General features: G+C 40.3%; 15 protein-coding genes and 2 tRNA genes. 8 read left to right on the forward strand and 9 right to left on the reverse strand.

The window, feature by feature from the left end; all coding sequences use genetic code 11:
* Window positions 1-5 precede the first annotated feature (5 nt).
* A complete protein-coding gene (locus DI077_RS14835) occupies window positions 6-713 on the forward strand; it encodes an LIC10920 family plasminogen-binding lipoprotein (protein ID WP_242935226.1) in 708 nt (235 codons plus the stop codon).
* A gap of 18 nt (window positions 714-731) precedes the next feature.
* Window positions 732-2,945, forward strand: coding sequence for a sensor histidine kinase (locus DI077_RS14840; protein WP_109021068.1), 2,214 nt, complete (start codon window positions 732-734; stop codon window positions 2,943-2,945).
* 8 nt (window positions 2,946-2,953) lie between these two features.
* On the opposite strand, the gene DI077_RS14845 is transcribed toward DI077_RS14840, so the two are convergent.
* The 4 genes from DI077_RS14845 to DI077_RS14860 are packed head-to-tail and all read right to left on the reverse strand — an operon-like array spanning window position 2,954 to window position 6,041.
* Complete coding sequence (locus DI077_RS14845; protein WP_109021067.1) at window positions 2,954-3,907, reverse strand: polyprenyl synthetase family protein; 954 nt, start codon at window positions 3,905-3,907, stop codon at window positions 2,954-2,956.
* A gap of 3 nt (window positions 3,908-3,910) precedes the next feature.
* Window positions 3,911-4,804 carry a transglutaminase-like domain-containing protein gene (locus DI077_RS14850; RefSeq protein ID WP_109021066.1) on the reverse strand — a complete coding sequence of 298 codons (894 nt, stop codon included), beginning with the start codon at window positions 4,802-4,804 and terminating at the stop codon, window positions 3,911-3,913.
* Between the two features lie 49 nt (window positions 4,805-4,853).
* On the reverse strand, window positions 4,854-5,666 hold the full coding sequence (locus DI077_RS14855) for a transketolase (protein WP_109021065.1): 813 nt from the start codon (window positions 5,664-5,666) through the stop codon (window positions 4,854-4,856).
* Window positions 5,667-5,675: 9 nt separating this feature from the next.
* Window positions 5,676-6,041: a DUF420 domain-containing protein gene (locus tag DI077_RS14860; RefSeq protein WP_174705650.1), complete on the reverse strand. Its 366-nt coding sequence runs from the start codon at window positions 6,039-6,041 to the stop codon at window positions 5,676-5,678.
* A 113-nt stretch (window positions 6,042-6,154) separates the two neighbouring features.
* On the opposite strand from DI077_RS14860, the gene DI077_RS14865 reads away from it, so the two are divergent.
* Both DI077_RS14865 and DI077_RS14870 read left to right on the forward strand, forming a co-directional pair.
* Window positions 6,155-6,229: transfer RNA gene (locus DI077_RS14865), tRNA-Thr, on the forward strand.
* 9 nt (window positions 6,230-6,238) lie between these two features.
* Window positions 6,239-6,320: transfer RNA gene (locus tag DI077_RS14870), tRNA-Tyr, on the forward strand.
* 2 nt (window positions 6,321-6,322) lie between these two features.
* On the opposite strand, the gene DI077_RS14875 is transcribed toward DI077_RS14870, so the two are convergent.
* The 5 genes from DI077_RS14875 to DI077_RS14895 are packed head-to-tail and all read right to left on the reverse strand — an operon-like array spanning window position 6,323 to window position 11,848.
* Entirely contained in the window at window positions 6,323-6,805 is a 483-nt protein-coding gene (locus DI077_RS14875) for a hypothetical protein (protein WP_109021063.1), read from the reverse strand.
* Window positions 6,805-7,749, reverse strand: a complete 945-nt coding sequence (locus tag DI077_RS14880; protein WP_109021062.1) for a hypothetical protein — start codon at window positions 7,747-7,749, stop codon at window positions 6,805-6,807. The genes DI077_RS14875 and DI077_RS14880 overlap by 1 nt, the downstream gene beginning before the upstream one ends.
* Before the next feature lies 1 nt (window position 7,750).
* Window positions 7,751-10,384: a transglycosylase domain-containing protein gene (locus tag DI077_RS14885; RefSeq protein ID WP_109021217.1), complete on the reverse strand. Its 2,634-nt coding sequence runs from the start codon at window positions 10,382-10,384 to the stop codon at window positions 7,751-7,753.
* 30 nt (window positions 10,385-10,414) lie between these two features.
* Window positions 10,415-11,299: a ChaN family lipoprotein gene (locus tag DI077_RS14890; RefSeq protein ID WP_109021061.1), complete on the reverse strand. Its 885-nt coding sequence runs from the start codon at window positions 11,297-11,299 to the stop codon at window positions 10,415-10,417.
* 6 nt (window positions 11,300-11,305) lie between these two features.
* Window positions 11,306-11,848 (reverse strand): glutathione peroxidase, encoded by a 543-nt coding sequence (locus DI077_RS14895; protein WP_109021060.1) that lies wholly within the window; start codon window positions 11,846-11,848, stop codon window positions 11,306-11,308.
* A 27-nt stretch (window positions 11,849-11,875) separates the two neighbouring features.
* Between DI077_RS14895 and DI077_RS14900 the strand changes: the two genes are divergently transcribed.
* The 4 genes from DI077_RS14900 to DI077_RS14915 are packed head-to-tail and all read left to right on the forward strand — an operon-like array spanning window position 11,876 to window position 19,633.
* Window positions 11,876-12,757, forward strand: a complete 882-nt coding sequence (locus DI077_RS14900) for a nucleoside phosphorylase-I family protein (RefSeq protein WP_109021059.1) — start codon at window positions 11,876-11,878, stop codon at window positions 12,755-12,757.
* Window positions 12,750-13,745: a spore photoproduct lyase family protein gene (locus DI077_RS14905; RefSeq protein ID WP_109021058.1), complete on the forward strand. Its 996-nt coding sequence runs from the start codon at window positions 12,750-12,752 to the stop codon at window positions 13,743-13,745. Before DI077_RS14900 ends, DI077_RS14905 begins: the two co-directional genes overlap by 8 nt.
* Window positions 13,746-13,795: 50 nt before the next feature.
* A complete protein-coding gene (locus tag DI077_RS14910) occupies window positions 13,796-17,539 on the forward strand; it encodes an adenylate/guanylate cyclase domain-containing protein (protein ID WP_109021215.1) in 3,744 nt (1,247 codons plus the stop codon).
* Between the two features lie 6 nt (window positions 17,540-17,545).
* A complete protein-coding gene (locus DI077_RS14915; RefSeq protein WP_109021057.1) occupies window positions 17,546-19,633 on the forward strand; it encodes an adenylate/guanylate cyclase domain-containing protein in 2,088 nt (695 codons plus the stop codon).
* Window positions 19,634-19,786 lie beyond the last annotated feature (153 nt).

Raw genomic sequence — 19,786 nt, forward strand, 5'->3', positions numbered from 1 at the left:
AAAGTATGTGGTCGAAACTCGCTCTAATTTCTCTCTCTCTGATTTTGTTTTTTTCCAGTTGTAAGACAAAAAACGACAACGAAGCAAATATCAACCTTCTGGGACTGGTAAGCAGCAATCCCTTTTTTCTAGGTGAGATCGATACGGACGTAACTTCCAGTTGCGGAACTGCAAGCCCTGCCACAACTTCCTCGACCACCACAGGTACAACAGGAACCACACCTGCGGCTTCCTCAACCACAACTAGTACAAAATTTTCCATAGTTTCCATACTAACTTTCAAAACAAAAGAAACTCTCAGCATGAGATATACCTACGATTATATGCAGACCAAAGGAACCATCAACACCCAGCAAGGTTTCATCCTTACAGGTGGTGTGTTTGCCAAAACAGCAACCGGAACTTTAGGATCGGTAAGTTGGAGTTCATCGGGAATCAATATCAATACAAGTCTCACAACCAGCCAGGAGATTCCCAGTTTCGACATCAGTTTGAATTTGAACGGTTATGCTACGGACACAAGCTCAAGCACTACAACAAGTACTTGCCCTACCCTGGACAATGTCAATTGTACTGCAGCAACGACTACCACTACTACTACTTGTTATACGATTAACAACCAGACTTGTTACGTAGCTGCCAGCGGCAACGGAACACCGATCACAATTACGGGGCAAGTCAAATGCACTTCACCGAATGTGGTAGCGCAATAACCTAACGCTAATGAGACTTTGAAATTAGCCGGACTTTTATTATTTTTATTTCAATTCGCTCTCTATTCTCAAACTATTTATGAAGTCCAATCTCCAATGGACGATACAAATCCCAAGGCTTTCCAAAAAAGCCTTTCCGGAGAAAAATTAAAACAACTCGTTCGAAGAGACCATTACCTTGGATTTAGCAAAGAATCCGTTTGGTATAAGGTAAGTTATCCAGATAAAAAAGGATCCCCTCCTTATCTTTACATGGGAAACCCTCACCTCACGGAAATCGATATCTATCTCGTTCGAAACGGATCTATCGTTTGGCACAAGGCTTCCGGGATTTACAGGCCTTATGACCCTTCCGAGTTTTTTACTTACGGTTTTATTTATGATTTTCAGGAAGAAGGGGATTATTATCTGAAGATCCATAATGACGATACCCATCGGATCAATTTCACTCCGTTCCAAAAGGAGGAATTACTCCGCTTCATAAATTTAACATCCATTGTACAAGGTATCTATATAGGAATTTCCGTATTGGTTATCATCTTCGGGATTACCCAGTGGATTTTCACAAGAGAAAAAATATATCTATACCTGGCCTTCGCCACTTTTGCTATCAGCCTCGCAAACACATTCCGCTCAGGGTTTCTTTTCACCACAGTATTTTACGATATGCCCTATTGGAGTAAAATTGCGGCACCATTCGTAGTACTTACTCCTTTTTCTATGGTTTTGTTTTTTCGGGAGTTTATGCAAACGAAAAAACTATTTCCATATATTGACAAGGGTTTGGTGGCCTATCTTTATCTTATTCCTTTTACTTCATTTGTAAACATCATAGGAGTTCAGGAATATATAAAAGTGATGTATGCAAACAACCTGGCAGTCAGTTTATTTGCTCTTTCTTTCGGAATTTACGCGATTATTCTCAAAACAAGGCAAGGCGTAGTATTTTTTATAGCATGTTTGGTAAGGCAATTGGGAACCTCCACGCATATACTCACAAATCTGGGAATTTTCACCTCTACCTCCATTTCCTTCTTAAATCAATCGAGCGATATAGGTGCTGCGGTTCAGATGATTATATTTACAATAGCCATATCAAGAACTAACGTTCGTTTGCGTAAAGAAAAGGAAAAAATCATTCAAAAACAAAATATCAATCTCGAGAATATGGTTTTCGAAAGAACCATAGAACTGCAAGAACAGAAAAAAAACCTGGAAGAAACATTACATCATCTCAAACAAACGCAAAACCAACTTGTTTATTCGGAAAAAATGAATGAGCTGGGCAAACTTGTGGCGGGTATTGCGCATGAATTGAACAATCCTTTGAGCGCGATCAAAGCCTCATCGGAAACATTATCCGCAATATCGGACCATGAAATTAAAATCTTAAGAAAAACGAAGGAAACCTTAAGCACTCTTTCCATAGACGAATTAACCAAACTTGTTGATATTATTTCCAAAGATTACGATATAGGTGTTGTTTCCAGCTATACGGAAAGAAAAGAAAAAAAGAAAAACCTAAAAACAATCTTATCTGAAAATCAATTCGACTATGATGAAGATACTATAGAAAAACTATTGGATGTCGGAATTGAAACCCCGACACAAAACGATATCGATATCCTTGGCCACAAGGACAAAAACATAATAGATTACATCATCAATCAGAAAAACATAAACTTACACCTATCCATTGTTAAGATTGCTGTGGATCGAGCCGCAAAAATCATTTCCGCCTTAAAAAACTTTTCCAGAGTAAGCAAACTGGAAGAAAAAAGGATATTTGATCTTGTAGAAAGCATCGAAACTGTTCTTACCATTTATCAATACAAAATGAAAGGCAAGGTATCTCTCAAAAAAACATTTTTATACAATGCGAATGTTTTGGGTTGGCCGGAAGAAATCGTTCAAGTTTGGACCAATATTATTTTGAACGCATTACAGGCAATGAACGACAAAGGCAATTTGATTCTAATGACTCAAAAGAAAGAAGACACAATGATCGAAATCAGAATCAGAGACAACGGTCCCGGCATACCTATTGAAATTCAAAAAAAGGTCTTTGATCCGTTTTTCACTACCAAAAATCCGGGAGAAGGAAGTGGACTTGGACTTGACCTTACCAAATCGATCGTAGAAAAACACGGAGGAAACATTCGATTGGAATCGGAAGAAGGCAAAACCGAATTTATCATCAATCTGCCTGTGATTGAATATGTGGAAGTTTAAAGTTTATGCTAAGCTAACTTTTCAATCTGAGCAATCAGAAGGGATTTTGCTTCCGAATTACTGTAACCGGATAAAAATTTCAAAAAATAGGATTTTTCTTTTTCAAATTCATCATCCAAAATCCTTTTGATTTGTTTGTCGGACAACATCGATAAAATCTTTTCATCATCTGCGGATGTTCTTTCTTCTTTTGCGAAAAGGGAATGAATTTCTTTTTTTTCCTTTCCGTTTGCCTTTTCCCGAAGAACTAACACAGGATAGGTGAATAATCCGTTTTTAAAATCTTTTAGAAACTCTTTTCCACTATCCTTCGTATTCGTAAAATAATCCAAACAATCATCTTTCTTTTGAAATAGTTTTCCGAGTCTTACTCCGAAATCGGAGAGTAGAATATTTTCCTTTTCAGAACGTTTGGCAAGAACTCCCGCACTTTCCGTGCAAGCACCGAACAGAGAAGCCGTTTTTCCGTAAATAATCGAGTCATAAATCTTGAGAGTGATTTTGGGATTTTTTTCCCATTCCATTTGGATGAGTTCGCTTACGGAAAGATCCCGGAGCACTGCAGAAAACAATGTCATAAGCCTTGGATTTTCCAAAGAATTCAATCTTTGGATTCCACATGCTAATAAAAAATCTCCTGCCAAAATCGCAGTCTTATTTCCGAATTTTGCTCCCACGGTCGGCTTTCCTCTGCGAACCAAAGCATGATCCACTACATCGTCATGCAGAAGGCTCGCAGCATGAATCAATTCCGCAACAGCACCTACATCCACCCAGTCTTTGCCTTTGTATCCGACCAATTCGCAAAAAAGATAATGAGTGAGCGGACGAATTCTTTTGCCGCCGGATTCAATGACGAAGGATTTGATTTTTTTTAGAACGGAAAGATCTTCCCCGATGATAGAATAAAGATTTTTATCTACCCGGGAAATGATTTTGGAAAGCGAGAGAGAGATCGGCATAATTTATTCGACATGGGTAGAACGACTTTCTAAAATAGAAAGCTGTTCTTTCATCAGATCTTCCATATCTTTTTTTTGACCGTCTCTGTAAATATGAAGCAGGTTGCGGCACATACGTTTGATAATGGAAAGAGTGCTCGCCTTGGTGAAATATTTGGGAGTCAAAGGATAACCGTTCGCTTCCAGAAACTTTTCGCAAGTGAATCTATCCAAAAGCACTCCGCCGTGAAACGGATCAATATAAGTGAAATAACTTCCCGATTCATACTGCAATAAAAAATGCAAAGGCAAATTGGTTCCGAACAGAGGCATACCCACTCTCTGAGCAACTAACAGATAAATGACGGAGAGAGAAATAGGAATCCCCAATCTGGATTTTAATACGTGAAAAAGATAGGAATTGGCAGGATCATTATAATTTTGAATATTTCCCACAAAACCTTCTTCCTGGTATAAAACCTTACAAAGGATTTGGACTTTCATTTCTTCGGTCAAATGGCCGGAATGTTCGTCAAAAAGTTCGGAAACCCGGAGCGAAATACGATCCAATTCCTTTTTGATTTCCGTATAACTTTGATTAGGATACCCAAGGCTGGAAAGATGAACGACCGCTTCTTCCAAATCCTTATAATGATTGGGATTTCCCCGAAGAGTGAGTTTAAAAAAACTATGACGTACTCTCAAACGAAAAATATCGTCGGAGATATTGCGAGCCATGATGCGAAGGAAAGGATCTTTCACTTCTTCCGTCGCTTCATCAATGGACATCTGCCAAGGAATACGGGAAGCGATCATTTTTAAAATAAAACGTTTTTTTTCCGGAGGTGCAATCTCCCAATCATATAGGAGGCGGGTTATGTCGTCAGAAGAAAAGTTTGGATGATGAGCCTGTCCCATGCAAGAATACTGGGAATTGTATTCCCAGTGTCAATCGAAGAAATTGGAATTACGATAATTCTGCAAGAGCTTGCGCTTCTTGTTCTTTGTTTGGCGGAGTGCCGTGCCATTTAGGATTATTTTCCATAAAGGAAACACCTTTGCCAAGGATAGTTCTAAATACAATCAAAGTAGGACTGCCTGAATGGGAGTTTGCTTTTTCAAACGCAGCAAAGATCTCTTCCATATTATGTCCGTCCGCATTGATCACATTCCATCCGAAGGTTCTGAATTTTTCATCCAACGGTTCCAGTTTCATAACGTCTTCCGTATTACCGTCGATCTGAATATAATTTCTATCCATGAAAGCGATCAGATTGTCTGTTTTATAATGAACCGCAGACTGGGCGGCTTCCCAAGTCATTCCCTCTCCGCATTCACCGTCGGAGATACATGTATAAATTTTATAGCTTTCTTTTTTCAATCGCGCTGCGAGCGCATAACCTACAGAAACGGAAAGACCTTGTCCGAGCGATCCGGAACTGGACTCGATCCCTTTCATATATCTGGTGGAAGGATGTCCTTGCAAATAAGAGTTGATCCCTCTGAAATTAAGCAGATCTTCCACCGGAAAATATCCGGAAAGAGCCATCGCAGCGTACCGAACCGCGCAAACATGTCCGTTGGAAAGAATCAAACGATCGCGGGTAGGCAATTCAGGATTCTTAGGATCGTGTTTCAGTATATTAGTATATAATGCTGCATAGATATCCGCGAGACCTAACGGTCCGCCGGGGTGTCCGGAGTTTGCTGCAGTAACCATTTTGATTACCTGGATGCGAATGTCTTTTGCGAACTTTTTAGCTGTGTCGATAGCGCTCATTTTTATACCTTATGAGATGGGATGGGTTTGAAATATAATAAGACCGGAAACATAAACAAAGGTGTATAAAGGTAAAAAGATACGATGCAGCTTTACGTGCAAATTTCTTTTTCTTTTTATTCCGGAATATGCCATGACCAACATCATGATTAGAGCTACTGCTGCAAAAAATCTGTGAGTCTGGATGATCCAATTGGCAACAGCCGGGAAAATGGAATGAGCCTCGATACCACCTAACAAATATTTCATGGCAAGCAGGTAAATTGCCGCGGAAAGATTGAATCCCACACCGGAGAGATTCCAAATTCTATGGGCCAAAAGGTTCCTTTTTCGGAAAAAATACCCGGTATAGAAACAAATTAGGGAGACGCTCATCAGGCTGTGAATGAGAAATAAAGCCACTTAAGCCATCTTGTCCGACTTCTCTCCGATACAAAGTGAATTTTTATTTGACCTTAGAGCGTTTTCCCGAAAATTGGAAAGCACGCGCCGCCTTAGCTCAGTGGTAGAGCAGCTGTTTTGTAAACAGCCGGTCGGAGGTTCAAATCCCTCAGGCGGCTCCATTTTTTCTCGGGTAGGTACTCAAGTGGCCAACGAGGGCAGACTGTAAATCTGCTGACTATGTCTTCGAAGGTTCGAATCCTTCCCTGCCCAATTCACTCGGACCTGTCCCAGTTCCCAGGAATAGTCCTCAAGAAAAAATAAGCCTTGTCCTTACGGACAACCTGAACAAATAACTGCTGTTTGTTTGTAATCACAAAAGAAAGAAGAGCCAACCTACCGTAGCCTTCTTCTTCCCATTCAGGATGAATTTGTTTTCCACTGGTCGTATAAAAACCGAACTGTGATTCTTCCGTGCGAGGTTGTTCCAAAAATAACGTCAATGCATTTGAAATCGTATTTTGAGCGATAGCATAACACTCGCTAGTGAGTGCACCGTTTTTCCCGAAGGTTTTCTTGCTTTCAGACTGACAAAGAAAAATCTCATCTACTGGCTTTCCTTGAAAATTCAAAGATCTTCCCTTGTCTTCCAACGATAAAAAATTCGTTTCCGAATCGATTGCCCCGACAAGAAAAAACAAAGACAAAAATAAAAGAGAGAGATTGTAAGATTTTTTAAAAAAGGACAATCGAATCATTACCATTTCTCCAAGGCTTGGTTCACTTTTTGAAAGAATTCTCCGCCTTCTTTAGCGCCGAGTGCAGTGATACTCGAATGGATCTCACCGAGAAAATCTTTATCCTTTTTCGTACAAATCAAATACAGAAGCTGGCCGACTTCTTCATTGGGGGAGGGAGTGAAACTAAAACTTTGACATGCTTCACTAAACTTCCCACCCAATACGAGAGATTTTGCTGTCTCCAGCTTAGCGCGCTCCTGCCAATGATAGGAAGCGCTCATTCTGAAATAGCGTGCGGATGAATCATAGTCTCCCGTATTTCTGAAATAATGACCCAGTAGATACAAAAGGTCGGATTTGGTAGGATTGTCCTTATCAACTCCAAAACCCCAGGAAAGGATAAATTCTTTTCCTTTTTCAGGATTCAGTTTCAAAAGAACGATCCCTTCGTATAATGGAGATTTGGAGAGAGAATGGTCTTGGGTAAAAAGAAGATTCAAAGTTTCATACTGTTTTCTTTTGTACAATACTATATATACGAACTCGAATAATTTCGGTTGGTTTACCGAATGAAGATACTGCAACAAATCCGAATAGTTATCAGGATTTGTTTTTATAGCCAAAGAATATGCTGCAGTCAATTCCCCGTAAGACAATGGACGATAGATCTCGGTCAAACTCTTCCAAAGACTCGCTTTTTCTTTGGAATTGATGATATTCGAAAACCGGGTTCCCAAAAGAATCGCTTCCATGATTTTATTGTGTTTTTTATAAAGAAAGAACAACCGACTAACGGCTGCTTTTTTTAGGCTTGCGGAGCCTGCGGTTTGTAAGGAGGATTCATAAAGAGGAATGGCAAAAAGAGTGCTCTTTTTTTCCATCTCGTATGCTTGTTGGTAACGAGTCGCCTCATTCGCATAAATCCCGGCGGAAAAAAAGATAAGGCATAAAATCTTTTTCATGTTAAAACAAACTCTTCATCAAGTCCCTGTTTTCCAAATTAGGGAGTTTATGGTCGTCCGTGCAAAGACCGTTAGGTGGATAGTCGGAAAGATAAAGCTCATGAGCGGGATTCGGACAATTAGGGCCTGCTTCCTTTCCCGAGATAGGGCAGATATTATGAACTTTGCTGTAAACAGGAGGAGTGAAATTCTTACGGGTGATAAAATGATTTCGATCGACTATGCTCAGGATTTCACCCCAAAGAGGTGCAGCAAGCGCTCCTCCGAGTCCGCTCCCTCCCATACCGAATTTCGGATTATCATAACCGATCCAAACGGCAAGGGATACCTCGGGTCTCGCACCCACAAACCAAGCATCCTTATAATCGTTGGTTGTTCCCGTTTTACCTACAACTTCTCCCGTATAACCGCCGTTTCGTACTCCACTGGCACGACCGCTGTCCTTCAAAAGTGAAATCATTACTTCGGCTGTATCGGGGCGAATGACTTGCCTTTCGTTCGGTAGTTTGAGTTTAAACTCGTCCATATCCTTCAGATCATACAAAACCATTCCCCGGGAATTGGTGATCTTTCTAATCAGAAAGGGACGTTTCACTGTTCCTTGATTCACAAATGCGGTGAAAGCCGATGCCATCTCCAAAGGAGAAATTTCCAGAGTCCCCAATGCCAAAGAAAGATCTCCCCGAAACCTTGCCTTTTTCTCACCCGCGTTCGGGAAAAAGAATTTGGTAAAATAATTTTCGATTCCGGAATATCCGAGTCTTTCCGCCACCTGAACTGCTGCCGTGTTTTTGGATTTGATCAGAGCAGTGCGAAGGGAAATCTCTCCGTCAAAAGTCCCTCCCAAATTGTCTGGTGACCATTCCTTTCCCCCGCCTCCCCGGTAATAAAGAGGTGCATCCAGGATCTTGGTTCCCGATTGGATCACTCCCGAATCAATCGCTGAAGCATATAACACTGCTTTGATGGAACTTCCCGTTTGGCGTCTCATCTGAATGGCTCGATTGAATTGATTATTGCTATTGAATTCCTGGCCTCCGTGAAGGAAAAGAATCTCTCCGGTTTCCGGTTGAATGCCTACAATAGCAGCTTGGATTCCGGACTCTTTGGCATTTTCCGTGAAGTCGGCTTCCCAAAGAAAGTCGTTGATCAAAGAAACATCTTCAAACCTTTGTTTGATGGCCTTTTCTTCGGAAGTATCCGGCAATTTCCGAATCAGTTTTTTTTGAATTTTTCCCGACTTGACCGCTTTGGCTAGATACGAGCGCACAAGCGGGCTGATGATTTCCTGGATATTACGGTCCAAAGTGGTTTCGACCGTATAACCACCGTTCTCGTATATGTTCTTGTCTCCCGCAATCGAAGAAAGAATGGTTCGTATATGTTCGGTTACATAGGGAGCGATGTCTTGTCTCGCACCGAATACGGTTTCATTCGGCGAACGCGTGGAAAAATTATGATAAAGAGAGGCGAATTTTTCCTTTTGGAGATTGGGGAAAATGCCCCGATTCCTAAACATCGCAAGTATCGCCCGTACTCTTTTGTAAGAGTCTTCCGGATTTTTCAAAGGAGAGTATTTATTCGGTGCGGAAGGAAGCGAAGTAAGTAACAACATCTCTTCGCGGGAAAGCTCCTGGGGATTTTTATGAAAATAAAATTTCACTCCTTCCCCGAAACCGAACGCACCATGCCCCAGATAGACATGGTTCATATAAGTCTCCAAAATCTCTTCTTTGGACATTACCGATTCGAGCGCAAAAGCAAGCTGCGCTTCCCGTATTTTTCTCGTTAGGCTTTTTCTTCTGTCGTCAATGATGATCCTTGCCAATTGTTGTGTAATTGTAGAAGCACCCTGCTTATAACTGAAACCGATTACGTTTTTTCCGAAAGCACGCAAGATTGCAATATAGTCGATCCCGCCGTGAGAAAAAAACTTTTGATCTTCGATATTCAAAAGAATGGAAATCATATCTTCCGGATAGTCTTGCAAACGTAATGTGGAAGTCCTTTTTTGAAAAATTTCACTGACTACATTTCCGTTTCGATCCAAAATCTTAGTAGGAATATTTTTAGAAAGAGAAACCAGTAAATCGGGAACTTCCTTTTTGATTTGAAATACTCCGGCAATGAAGTAAGCAAAAACGATGATAAATAAAAACAAAGCAAATGCGGTGACGGTGAATCCGACTTTTAAAAATGATAAATCCGATTTGATCCTAGGTCTTTTCTGAACGGGAACAGTTTGCGGCCGGGAAGAAGTGAGCCAGGCGGGGAGAGGTTTTCTCTCGCTTCGGTTATGATTTTGTTTTCTTTCCTCTTTTTTGAAAAAAGGTTTTTCCGGCTTTATCTCTTCTCTTTCTCTTACGACTCTTTTTTCAAATAGCGGTTTCTGTTCCGACTCCGTACTATTTGCAGTGTTAATGATTTTTTCAGGTTCCTGAGGAAGGACCGACTCCTCCCGTTTAGCAGGGATAATCCGATCCACTTCGAAATTATAATTTTCGAATTTAAGTACGACCTTTTCTTGGCAATGAGCGCATGTTAGTTGAAATAACCCGTTTTCGGGTAAGGGCTGGGGAAGGCGTGAAGCCTTTTTGCAATGGGGGCAAAGATATTTCGGAGATGGTACACTTATATTTGCCTGCATAGGAACTCTCTCTTCTGATTATCGGCCCTTTGTTAAAATTACAAAATCACCTAATTTTGAGAAATCCCCTTCTTCTTCCTTTCCCTCGGGGAAAACGGACAAAACCAAAACCTTGTGCCCCATTTTACGCAAACGGAACGCAACTCCTCCCTCGTCATCGCTATGAAACCTACCGTTCAAATGGAAGATTTTACGTCCGGAGCGGTAGATTTCGCGGGAAATCGACTCCGCCATTCCCTGGTCCCACATGAACTGTGCGAGTATCATATTTTCCGAGTTCGGTAGATTGGGCTTCGGAGTGGAATCGGAACTATGATCCGCCTGAAACATAGAGGACAATTTGGTTTGGTAATTGGGGGAAATATTCTGTTTTAAAGTATGTGCTTCCGGAATCCAATGATACACTTCATTGGAAAAATCGGAATAGGCAACCGTTCCTTTTCTTGCCACCGCATTCACATAACGACGGGGAGGATTGGCACAAACAATTGAGGAAGAAGATTCTTTCGCATGTTTGACCAAAGGAAAATAATCGGAGGTAAAATTTTTCCAATGACCACTACCAGCTAACAACTGCCTCTCGGGAATGACGTTTTTCGCATACTCGTCCAAAATCAACTGTTGGTCTTTTTCCAACATTTCCAAACTCAAAGCAGTCGCAGAAAAACTTTCCGTAAATTTTTTGAAAAAAATAAGTTCGGCTCTATGACCTTCCTCGTCGTCATGTTCTTCTCCCCAAATGACAACTTCATACTCTTCCGCTTGTTTCAGAATCTCCGACCAATCCCCATAGGACTTTGTTTTGGAATTCCAGATTTTCAAAGAAGAAACTTCTTCCGCCGCAATGGATGCGGCAAAACAGATCAGAAATAAAAAAGAAAACCTTCTTAACAAATCAAACATTCCTTATTATAATAAACCTTCGACCGCTTTCTTCAACTCTTCGCTTTCCGGTTTTACGGCGGAAGGAAAACGGGCTCTTACCTTACCGTCTTTATCGATTAGGAATTTTTCAAAATTCCACTTCACATCTCCTTTTTCGGGAGCATTTTCGATTAGAAATTGATAAATAGGATCTTTGTCTTTTCCAAGAACTTTGATCTTTTTCATCATATCAAAACTCACACCGAAATTCAACTGGCAGAACTCGGCAATCTGCGCTTCCGTTCCTGGCTCTTGCGCGCCGAAATCATTGCAAGGAAATCCTATGATGGCAAATCCCTTGTCTTTATAATCCTTACGAAGTTGTTCGAGTCCGCCATATTGTGGCGTATAACCACATTTAGATGCTACGTTGACGACAAGCACCACTTTTCCTTTATAATCGGAAAGGGAGATATCTTTGCCTTGGATGGTTTGAGAATGGAAATCATGGAATGACATTTTTTTTTCTCCTGAATGTAATGGTAAATAGATGAAGAAGAAGATTGCTAGTAAAAGTTTTCTTTGCATGCATGCCCCCGGACAAAAGATTAGACCATGGGAGTGATCACATTTGCCTTAGTTTCGGAAGCGAAACCCTGGATCCTGGCGCTCGGAGCCAAACCCGACCCGACCCAAGGAAGATTCAGATACTTCCGCACGCAAGAACACATTCTGGCAGTGACCGGTGTGGGAAAATTAGCGGCCGCACTCGCTCTCGGAGAGATCAGCCACAAAATCCCCAAAGAAGAAAGAAAATACCATAGAATTTGGAATTTGGGAATCGCAGGTACCACATCTCCGAACAAATCCTTAGGTGATTTTTTTTGGATCAACCGCATAACGGATGATTCTACGAAAAAGGAATATTTCCCGGAAAGAATCGAATCCTTCTCCCTCAAAGCGGAAGCCCACCTCACCACATTCGACAGACCGGTGAGTTTTTCCAAAGCTCGAAATTCGAAACCTCTTCCCAATTTCAGGGAACTTTCGGAATCCGAGTCGGAATCGGTTGATTTGGTGGATATGGAAGCCAGCGGTTTTTTTGAAGCGGCAAGTCTCTATTTCGACTTGGAACAAATTCAGGTGGGTAAAATCATATCCGATCACCTGGAAGGTACATTTTGTACGGAAAATAAAGTGATCGAATATATGGAACGAACACTTGAACCGCTATTATCCGATTTTTTAAAACCATTCGCCTGGGAAAAAGAAGAAACAGTTTCGAATCCCGAAAAAACGAATTGGAGAAACATAGGGGAAAGTCTTCATTTCACGGAATCTATGTTAGTTGAATTGGAAAAAACGATATTATATTTCAAACTGAGACACCCGAATTCCGAGATCCCTCTTCCCGAATTTCCTACGGAAGAAAAAAAGTTGGAAAAACGAATCGCCAAGGAAATCTTTCAAATCTGGCTCGGGAGACTACTTGTTTAAATCCTTTTCCCACATTTACATCGAAGAAGAGATCGAAAATCATTTCAGAACTTTGCAGATCCTGGAAAAGTTCAAGTCTTCCGAAATGATCAAAATAAAACATTACAAAGACGTATTCAACAAAAGAGGGCAGGATTTCAGAATTCAAAAACTTTCCCCCAAACTGATACTTGCCAAAAAAAAGGATCAATATCTTTATCCGGGAAGCGACTTTTCACCTAACTTCGATCATCCGCAATTCTATTACAATACTCTTGCCTTGAATTGCCTCTACGACTGCGATTATTGTTATTTGCAAGGAATGTTTTCTTCGGGGAACATCGTATTATTTGTAAACTGGGAGGATTTTTTCCAATCTACGGATGAATTCCTGAAAAAAAAAGGAAGTCTCTATCTCGCTCTCTCTTATGATACCGATCTTTTGGCGACGGAAGCTTTTTTCCCGGCAACTAAAGCATGGATTGAATTTGCAAAATCCAGACCGGAACTTGTTTTGGAAATCAGAACCAAATCGAGCAACTATCAACTATTAGCTGACATGAAACCGATTCCCAATGTGATTTTGGCTTGGACCGTTTCTCCCGAAGCCATTTCCAGACAGATAGAAAAAAAAACCGCACCGACGGATTCAAGAATTCAATCTTTGAAAAAAGCGAGTGAAGACGGATGGAATGTACGGATTTGTCTGGATCCCATATTAAGAGAACCGGGATGGAAAGAAGCTTATTCGGATTTGATCAAAAAGTTCAGGAAAACCCTAAATGCGGAAAAGATCATGGATATAAGTGTGGGCAGCTTCAGAATGAATGCGGACTTTCTGAAAAACATGCAGGACTTACGTCAGGATACTGCGGTTTTATTTTATCCATTCCAAAAAAAGAACGGAATTGTTTCCTATAGTGCATCCGAAAACACGGAGATGATCGATTCGATTCGTTCCTTGTTATCGGATTGGATTGAAGACTCGAAGATAAAACTCAGCTACTAATTTTTTGCTTTAAAAATCGACATCTTCGTTTAGCTTGGATGGCTACCGCCATGCCTTATTACCTCAAAAAACTCATTCTAATCCTATTTGTTCCTGGATTCGTTTTTCTTTCCTGTCAAAAGCAAGAAAGACATGCTGATCCGGCTTCCCAAGGGGTTTTGGATTTGGAGACTTGGGATTTTAGCAAAAACGGAATCGTGGCGCTTGACGGAGAATGGGAATTTTACTGGAACCAAACTTATGAAGATATTTCTTCTTCTATGGAAACGGAAAACCCCGCATCTTTTGTTACTGTTTCCATTCCTTCGACTTGGAAGGGGATGGAAGTCGAAGGGAAAACCTTGGAAGGATTCGGTTACGCAAGTTATCGGCTTAAATTAAAACTCCCCGAAAACAATCCTCCTCTTGCCATTCATAATCTGGATTTATCCTCAGCGTACAAATTGTACGTAAACGGAAAGTTGGTCCACGAAGAAGGGAAAGTTTCCCGATTCCCGGAAAGATTTCATCCTTCCTACAAACCCGGGCTCTTTGATTTGGAAAATTTATCGGGAGAGACCGAGATCGTTTATGAAGTATCCAATTACCATTATCCCAAAGGAGGATTTTGGGAATCCGCTGAAATTGGAGAACGAAAACAAGTATATGGAAAATTAAACAGAATCTACCAAGTCACATCTTTTATTGCAGGAAGTATTTTTCTGTGGGCCCTCTATCATATCGGACTCTTCATTATGAGAAGGCAGGACAAAGCAAGTTTGTTCATAGCCTTATTCAGTTTGCTTTTAATTCTGCGGATTTTAACAACGGGAGAAAGATTACTCACAAGCATTTTCCCGGAAATACCTATGGATCTGCTGATTCGTTTTGAATTTTCCACTTTTTACATCTCAACGGCGGTGTTCGTATACTTTTATCATTTGATATTCCCCACGACTTTAGGCAAAAGAACAACCTTGGCAATTTTGACGTTGATCACTCCTTTTATGATTTCCTTGTTTTTTCCGGTCCACCAGTTCGCATCTCTTGTTCTCTATTTTCAACTACTGCTTATGGTTATCTGCCTAGTAATCATCGCAGCCACCGTTATGGCATTTAACAATGACAAGGTGGCAGCAAGCATGTCTCTCGCAGGATTTTTATTCGTATGCGCTGCCCTTACAAACGACATACTTTATCAAAACAACGTAATCAATACTCTCAACCTCACTCCTTTCGGGTTTCTGTTGTTCATTCTATTTCAAGGTTATATTCTTTCATACGGATTCACCCGCGCCTACGAATCCATTGAGAAGTTGAAAGAAAATCTGGAAGGGTCCAACGAACAATTGAACAGTTTGAAAGAAGGGTTGGAAGGGCTGGTAGTGGAAAGGACCAAGGAACTCGCAAACTCCCGAGAAAACATACAAAGGTTAAACGAGTTTGCAAAAACCCTCAACTCCAGTCTCCGGCTGGAATCCATTATGTCCAAGGCATTTGATTATCTGAAGAAAGAAGTCTCCTGCGACTCTATGATTCTATTTTTGGTCAATGAGGAAAAGGGTTCGATTGATTATTATAAATCCGCACTTTCCTCCGATTTGTCGGAAGAAAAACAAAAGTTATTATCCAATCTACACTTCGCACTTCATCCCGATTCGGGAGTTATGTATTTGGTTTACAAACGGAACAGGCCGTTTCGATTTTCCAAAGTCAAAGAAGGGATTTTGACCGATTCCAATCAAATCATGGTGGATATTGTGGGAAAACATCCTGGGATGATTTTGCCACTCGTGGCACAGGGGAAAACGATCGCCTTACTCACATTATTCACAACGGAAGAAAACGTATCTTTTTCCAAAGATCATCTTCGTGTAGCGGAAAGTACTGCGGAAGCGATCGCTACCGCAGTCATCAACTCGATGTTAATCGAAAATCTGAATAAAGAAAGAAATCTCGCGGAACTAGCTCGAGCCAATACCGAATACGCCAAAAACGAAGTGATCAAATTGAATGAGTTTTCCAAAAAGATCAATTCGGAGTCCAATCTGGATCGAATCATTCAGGAGATGTTCGATTATATTCTGAAAACTTTCGGGATCGAAGGAACCATCTTACAACTGATTGATCATAAGAAAAACGAATTTTATACTTACAGCACTACGAATCCGGAACAGGCAAAACCTGAACATTTGCAATTTGCACGCAACCTAATCATTCCCTTGAACGAAAAGGGAGGATTTGTTTATAAATCCTACGTTAGAAAGAAGCCTCTTTATCTTTCCCGGGTTCCCGGTTATTTGGAATATTCAATTGACAAAGAAATCATTAAAAATCTGGAACTGAAATCATTTATCATCAATCCTTTGATTGTTCAGAACGAAGTGATCGGCATGGCTTATTTCACTTCCTATAAGGAAGGACTCAACTTAGGTAGGGATGAATTGAGAAGGATCACAGGTTTTTGCGATCAAATTGCAGGAGCCATTCAAAACTCGCTACTACTTCAGATCACCGAACAAGAAAGAAAAAAAGCGGAGTCTGCCAAACTTGAAATTCAAAAACTGAATGAGTTTGCAAAAACAATCAACTCATCAACCAATCTGGAAGGAACTCTCGCAGAGATTTTCGAATTTATAAAATCCAACTACCGGATCTCCAACTGCGTGTTGTATTATATGGATGATGAATTTTCCGAGTTCCGTTATCTGAATCATTCCGGCTTCGATTTGCTTGCGGATGAAAACATATTCTTTTTCAAAAATTTGAAATTCCAATTAAACGAAAAAAGCGGATTCGTTTACAAGTGTTATTCGAGAAAAAGATTTTTCTATATGAAAAAGATTCCTAAAAAAATCCCTTACGAAATCGACAGAGAAATAATAAACAGATCCGGTGTCTCCTCCTTACTTCTATCTCCTCTGATCAATAACGACAAAGTAGTCGCTATGGCGATTTTCGGAATTATGGACAAGGAAATCCAATTGAATCAAGAGGAGCTCACATCCATCGTCGGGGTTTCCGAACACATAGCGGGTGCTATAGGAAATAACTTTCTGATGAACAAGATCGAAGAGGAGAAACATAGATCCGATTCTCTTCTTTTGAATATTCTACCCAAAAACGTCGCGGAGGAATTGCAAAGAAAAGGAAGAGTCAATCCGGTGGAATTCGAAAACGTAACCATGCTGATGACTAGTTTTCCCGGCTTCTCTCAGATGACTTCCCAACTCACTCCGGAAGAACTATTGGAAGGATTGGATTTATATTTTTCCAGATTCGATGAAATCATCAAATCCAATAATATGGAAAAATTAAAAATGACGGGAGATATGTACGTTGCCGCCGGAGGACTACCCGTAGGAAATTTCACTCATACGATTGATGCATGTCTTGCAGCACTTCAAATCAGAGATGAAGCGAACCGGATCAAACTCGAATTTCCGGACATTGCATTCAAACCTCCTTCGATTACAATTGCAATCCATTCGGGTCCTGTTGTTGCCGGCGTAATAGGAAAAACAAAATTCAGCTATGATGTGTGGGGCAAAACCGTTACACAAACACAAGCTATACGAAGAGGGGCTCATTCCAGCGAAATCAACATATCGCTTGAGACCGCCGAAAAAATAAAAAGATTATTCGTTTTGGAAAACCAGAAAGAAATCAATACTTACGAAGGAGATCCGATCCCGATCATAGAACTGAAATCCTTACGATTGGACTTTGCATTGGAATCAGGCATTCATCCCAATGAAGCATTCGAAAGACTCTACACCCAACAAAAACGCGGTGCAAGAATCCTAATCAAGTAAATCGATATGATTGAATTTTTAGCCGCTGCCGCTCTTGGGATCCTGATTATATTCTATCTGCTCTTTCGCATTTATAAAATTTTATCCGCCCGCGACAAAGAGATTGCCCAATACAAAAATACGATTTCCGAATTGGAGAACACGATCGTTTCCAAAAAAAAGGAAATATACGATATAAAATCCCAATCGGACGAGTTTTCCGACAAACTCTACAGGTCTTATTCCCAATTGACGGACTTGGATTCTTTGTTGAGAGAAATCAATGCTTGTCGCGATTTAAAGGAGATCCTGGTCTTACTGGCTCGTTACTTCCGGGACAAATACAAAGTCCCCCACTATGTTCTTTACATATTCGAAAAAGACACAAACGAACTCGTGTTTTACGATTCAAATTTTCCGGATGAAATAGAAGAAGATCTTCGGGAAGGAATCCGTTCCAGAAGAATCAAAGTCACGAATGAAACTGTCACTTATTATGCCCATTCCTATGCGTGGAAACGAAAAAGAACATTTTTTATAGAAGATTTGAACAAATACGACACGAAAGGAGTCGAGCTGGAAAATAAAAATTCCGTAAACTTAAGATCCTTATTCATCGTACCTTTGTTTTTACGCCAAAATTTCATAGGCACTCTGGATCTTTTGGATTATTCGGGTGATTTGAAACTATCACCCCAAGAACAAAATCAAATCAAAATCATAGGAGATTATGTTGCTGGCTCCATCGAATCCGGATTTTTGATCGTCGAGCTTGCAGACAAAAATAAAAAGATTCAGAACGAAAAACAAATCCTGGAGACTAACAGACAAAAGCTGGAATTACTTTATAAATCCATCCGAAAAATCAACTCGCATAACAAGATAGATGATATTATTACTGAAGTTTTTTTATTTCTAAAATCTAATCACAGGGTGGAACTCGGATTTATTTTACTTACCGATAAAAAAAAGAAAAAACTAATGCCTTATGTTTTTTCCAAAGAGATATTCAATAAAGGACTTTTAGTAACCAATTTCCTTCGCAATTTTTCCGCACCTCTTTCCAAAGAATCAGGCTCCTTATTCAGAACCTATGAAAAGAAAAAGCCGGTTTATCTGAAACGAATCCAATCCTCCGACAATTTATTTTCCGGTTATGACAAAAGAATCATCGATGCATTCAATCTGGACAATTTTGCACAAATCCCTTTGGTAGTTCAAAATCAAACCATAGGAATCATCTGCGTCACAAGACTTACCAGAGGCTCCGACTGGAACAAAGACGAATTCTTCGAAATCAATTCTTTCTGCGAACAGATAGCAGGCTCCATTCATAATGCCAACCTGATGAATGATTTGGAATCCGAAAAAGAAAGAACCATTCATTTTCTAAAAAACATTCTACCGGGAGAACTTGCGGAAGAATTGATGGAAAAAGGAGAAGTCATACCTATGGAATACGAATCGGCTACGATTCTATTCACGGATTTTAAAAATTTCACAAACGCTGCAGAGTCCCTCTCTCCTGAAGATCTAATACAACAGTTAGACGCTTGTTTTTCCCAATTCGATGATATAGCGGTTCGCCACAATTTCGAAAAATTGAAAACGATCGGAGATTCCTATATGGCTGCCGGAGGTATCCCTCAAGGAAATTTCACTCATCCGGTGGATGCCTGTTTGTTTGCCATGGAGATCAAATCTTTTATGAATCAGGTAAAAGTCGTAAAAGAAATGTTAGGTCAGCCTTTCTGGGAAATACGAATCGGAATTCATACGGGATCGGTTGTTGCCGGAGTAGTCGGCAAAACAAAGTTCGCTTATGATGTTTGGGGAGATACGGTAAACATTGCAAGTCGTATGGAAAGTAGCAGTACACCCGGTGAAGTCAATCTCTCGGAAGAAACTTATGAAAAAGTAAAACGATTTTTCGTTTGCGAATACAGAGGCAAGGTATCCGCCAAAAACAAAGGTGAGATGGGAATGTACTATTTAAAAGCATTACGTCCCGAATTTTCAAGAGACGGGGAAGGTATCGTTCCCAATGAACAATTTTTCGATTTGTATAAAAATCTAAAGATCGGAGCAAAAATCATTTATAGACAAACCGGATAATCCGTCCTTCGGAATGATTTTCTCGGATCACAAAATGCCTGCGGGATTTCTAAAAAAAATCTTTTGGCAGCAAACACATGTTTGCCACCAACAGAGAAGAGGTGGAAAAGATTTGTCTAGAAATAAAACTCAAACTTCAAATTACCTAAATGA

Source organism: Leptospira kobayashii, assembly GCF_003114835.2.
GTDB classification, from domain to species: Bacteria; Spirochaetota; Leptospiria; order Leptospirales; family Leptospiraceae; genus Leptospira_A; species Leptospira_A kobayashii.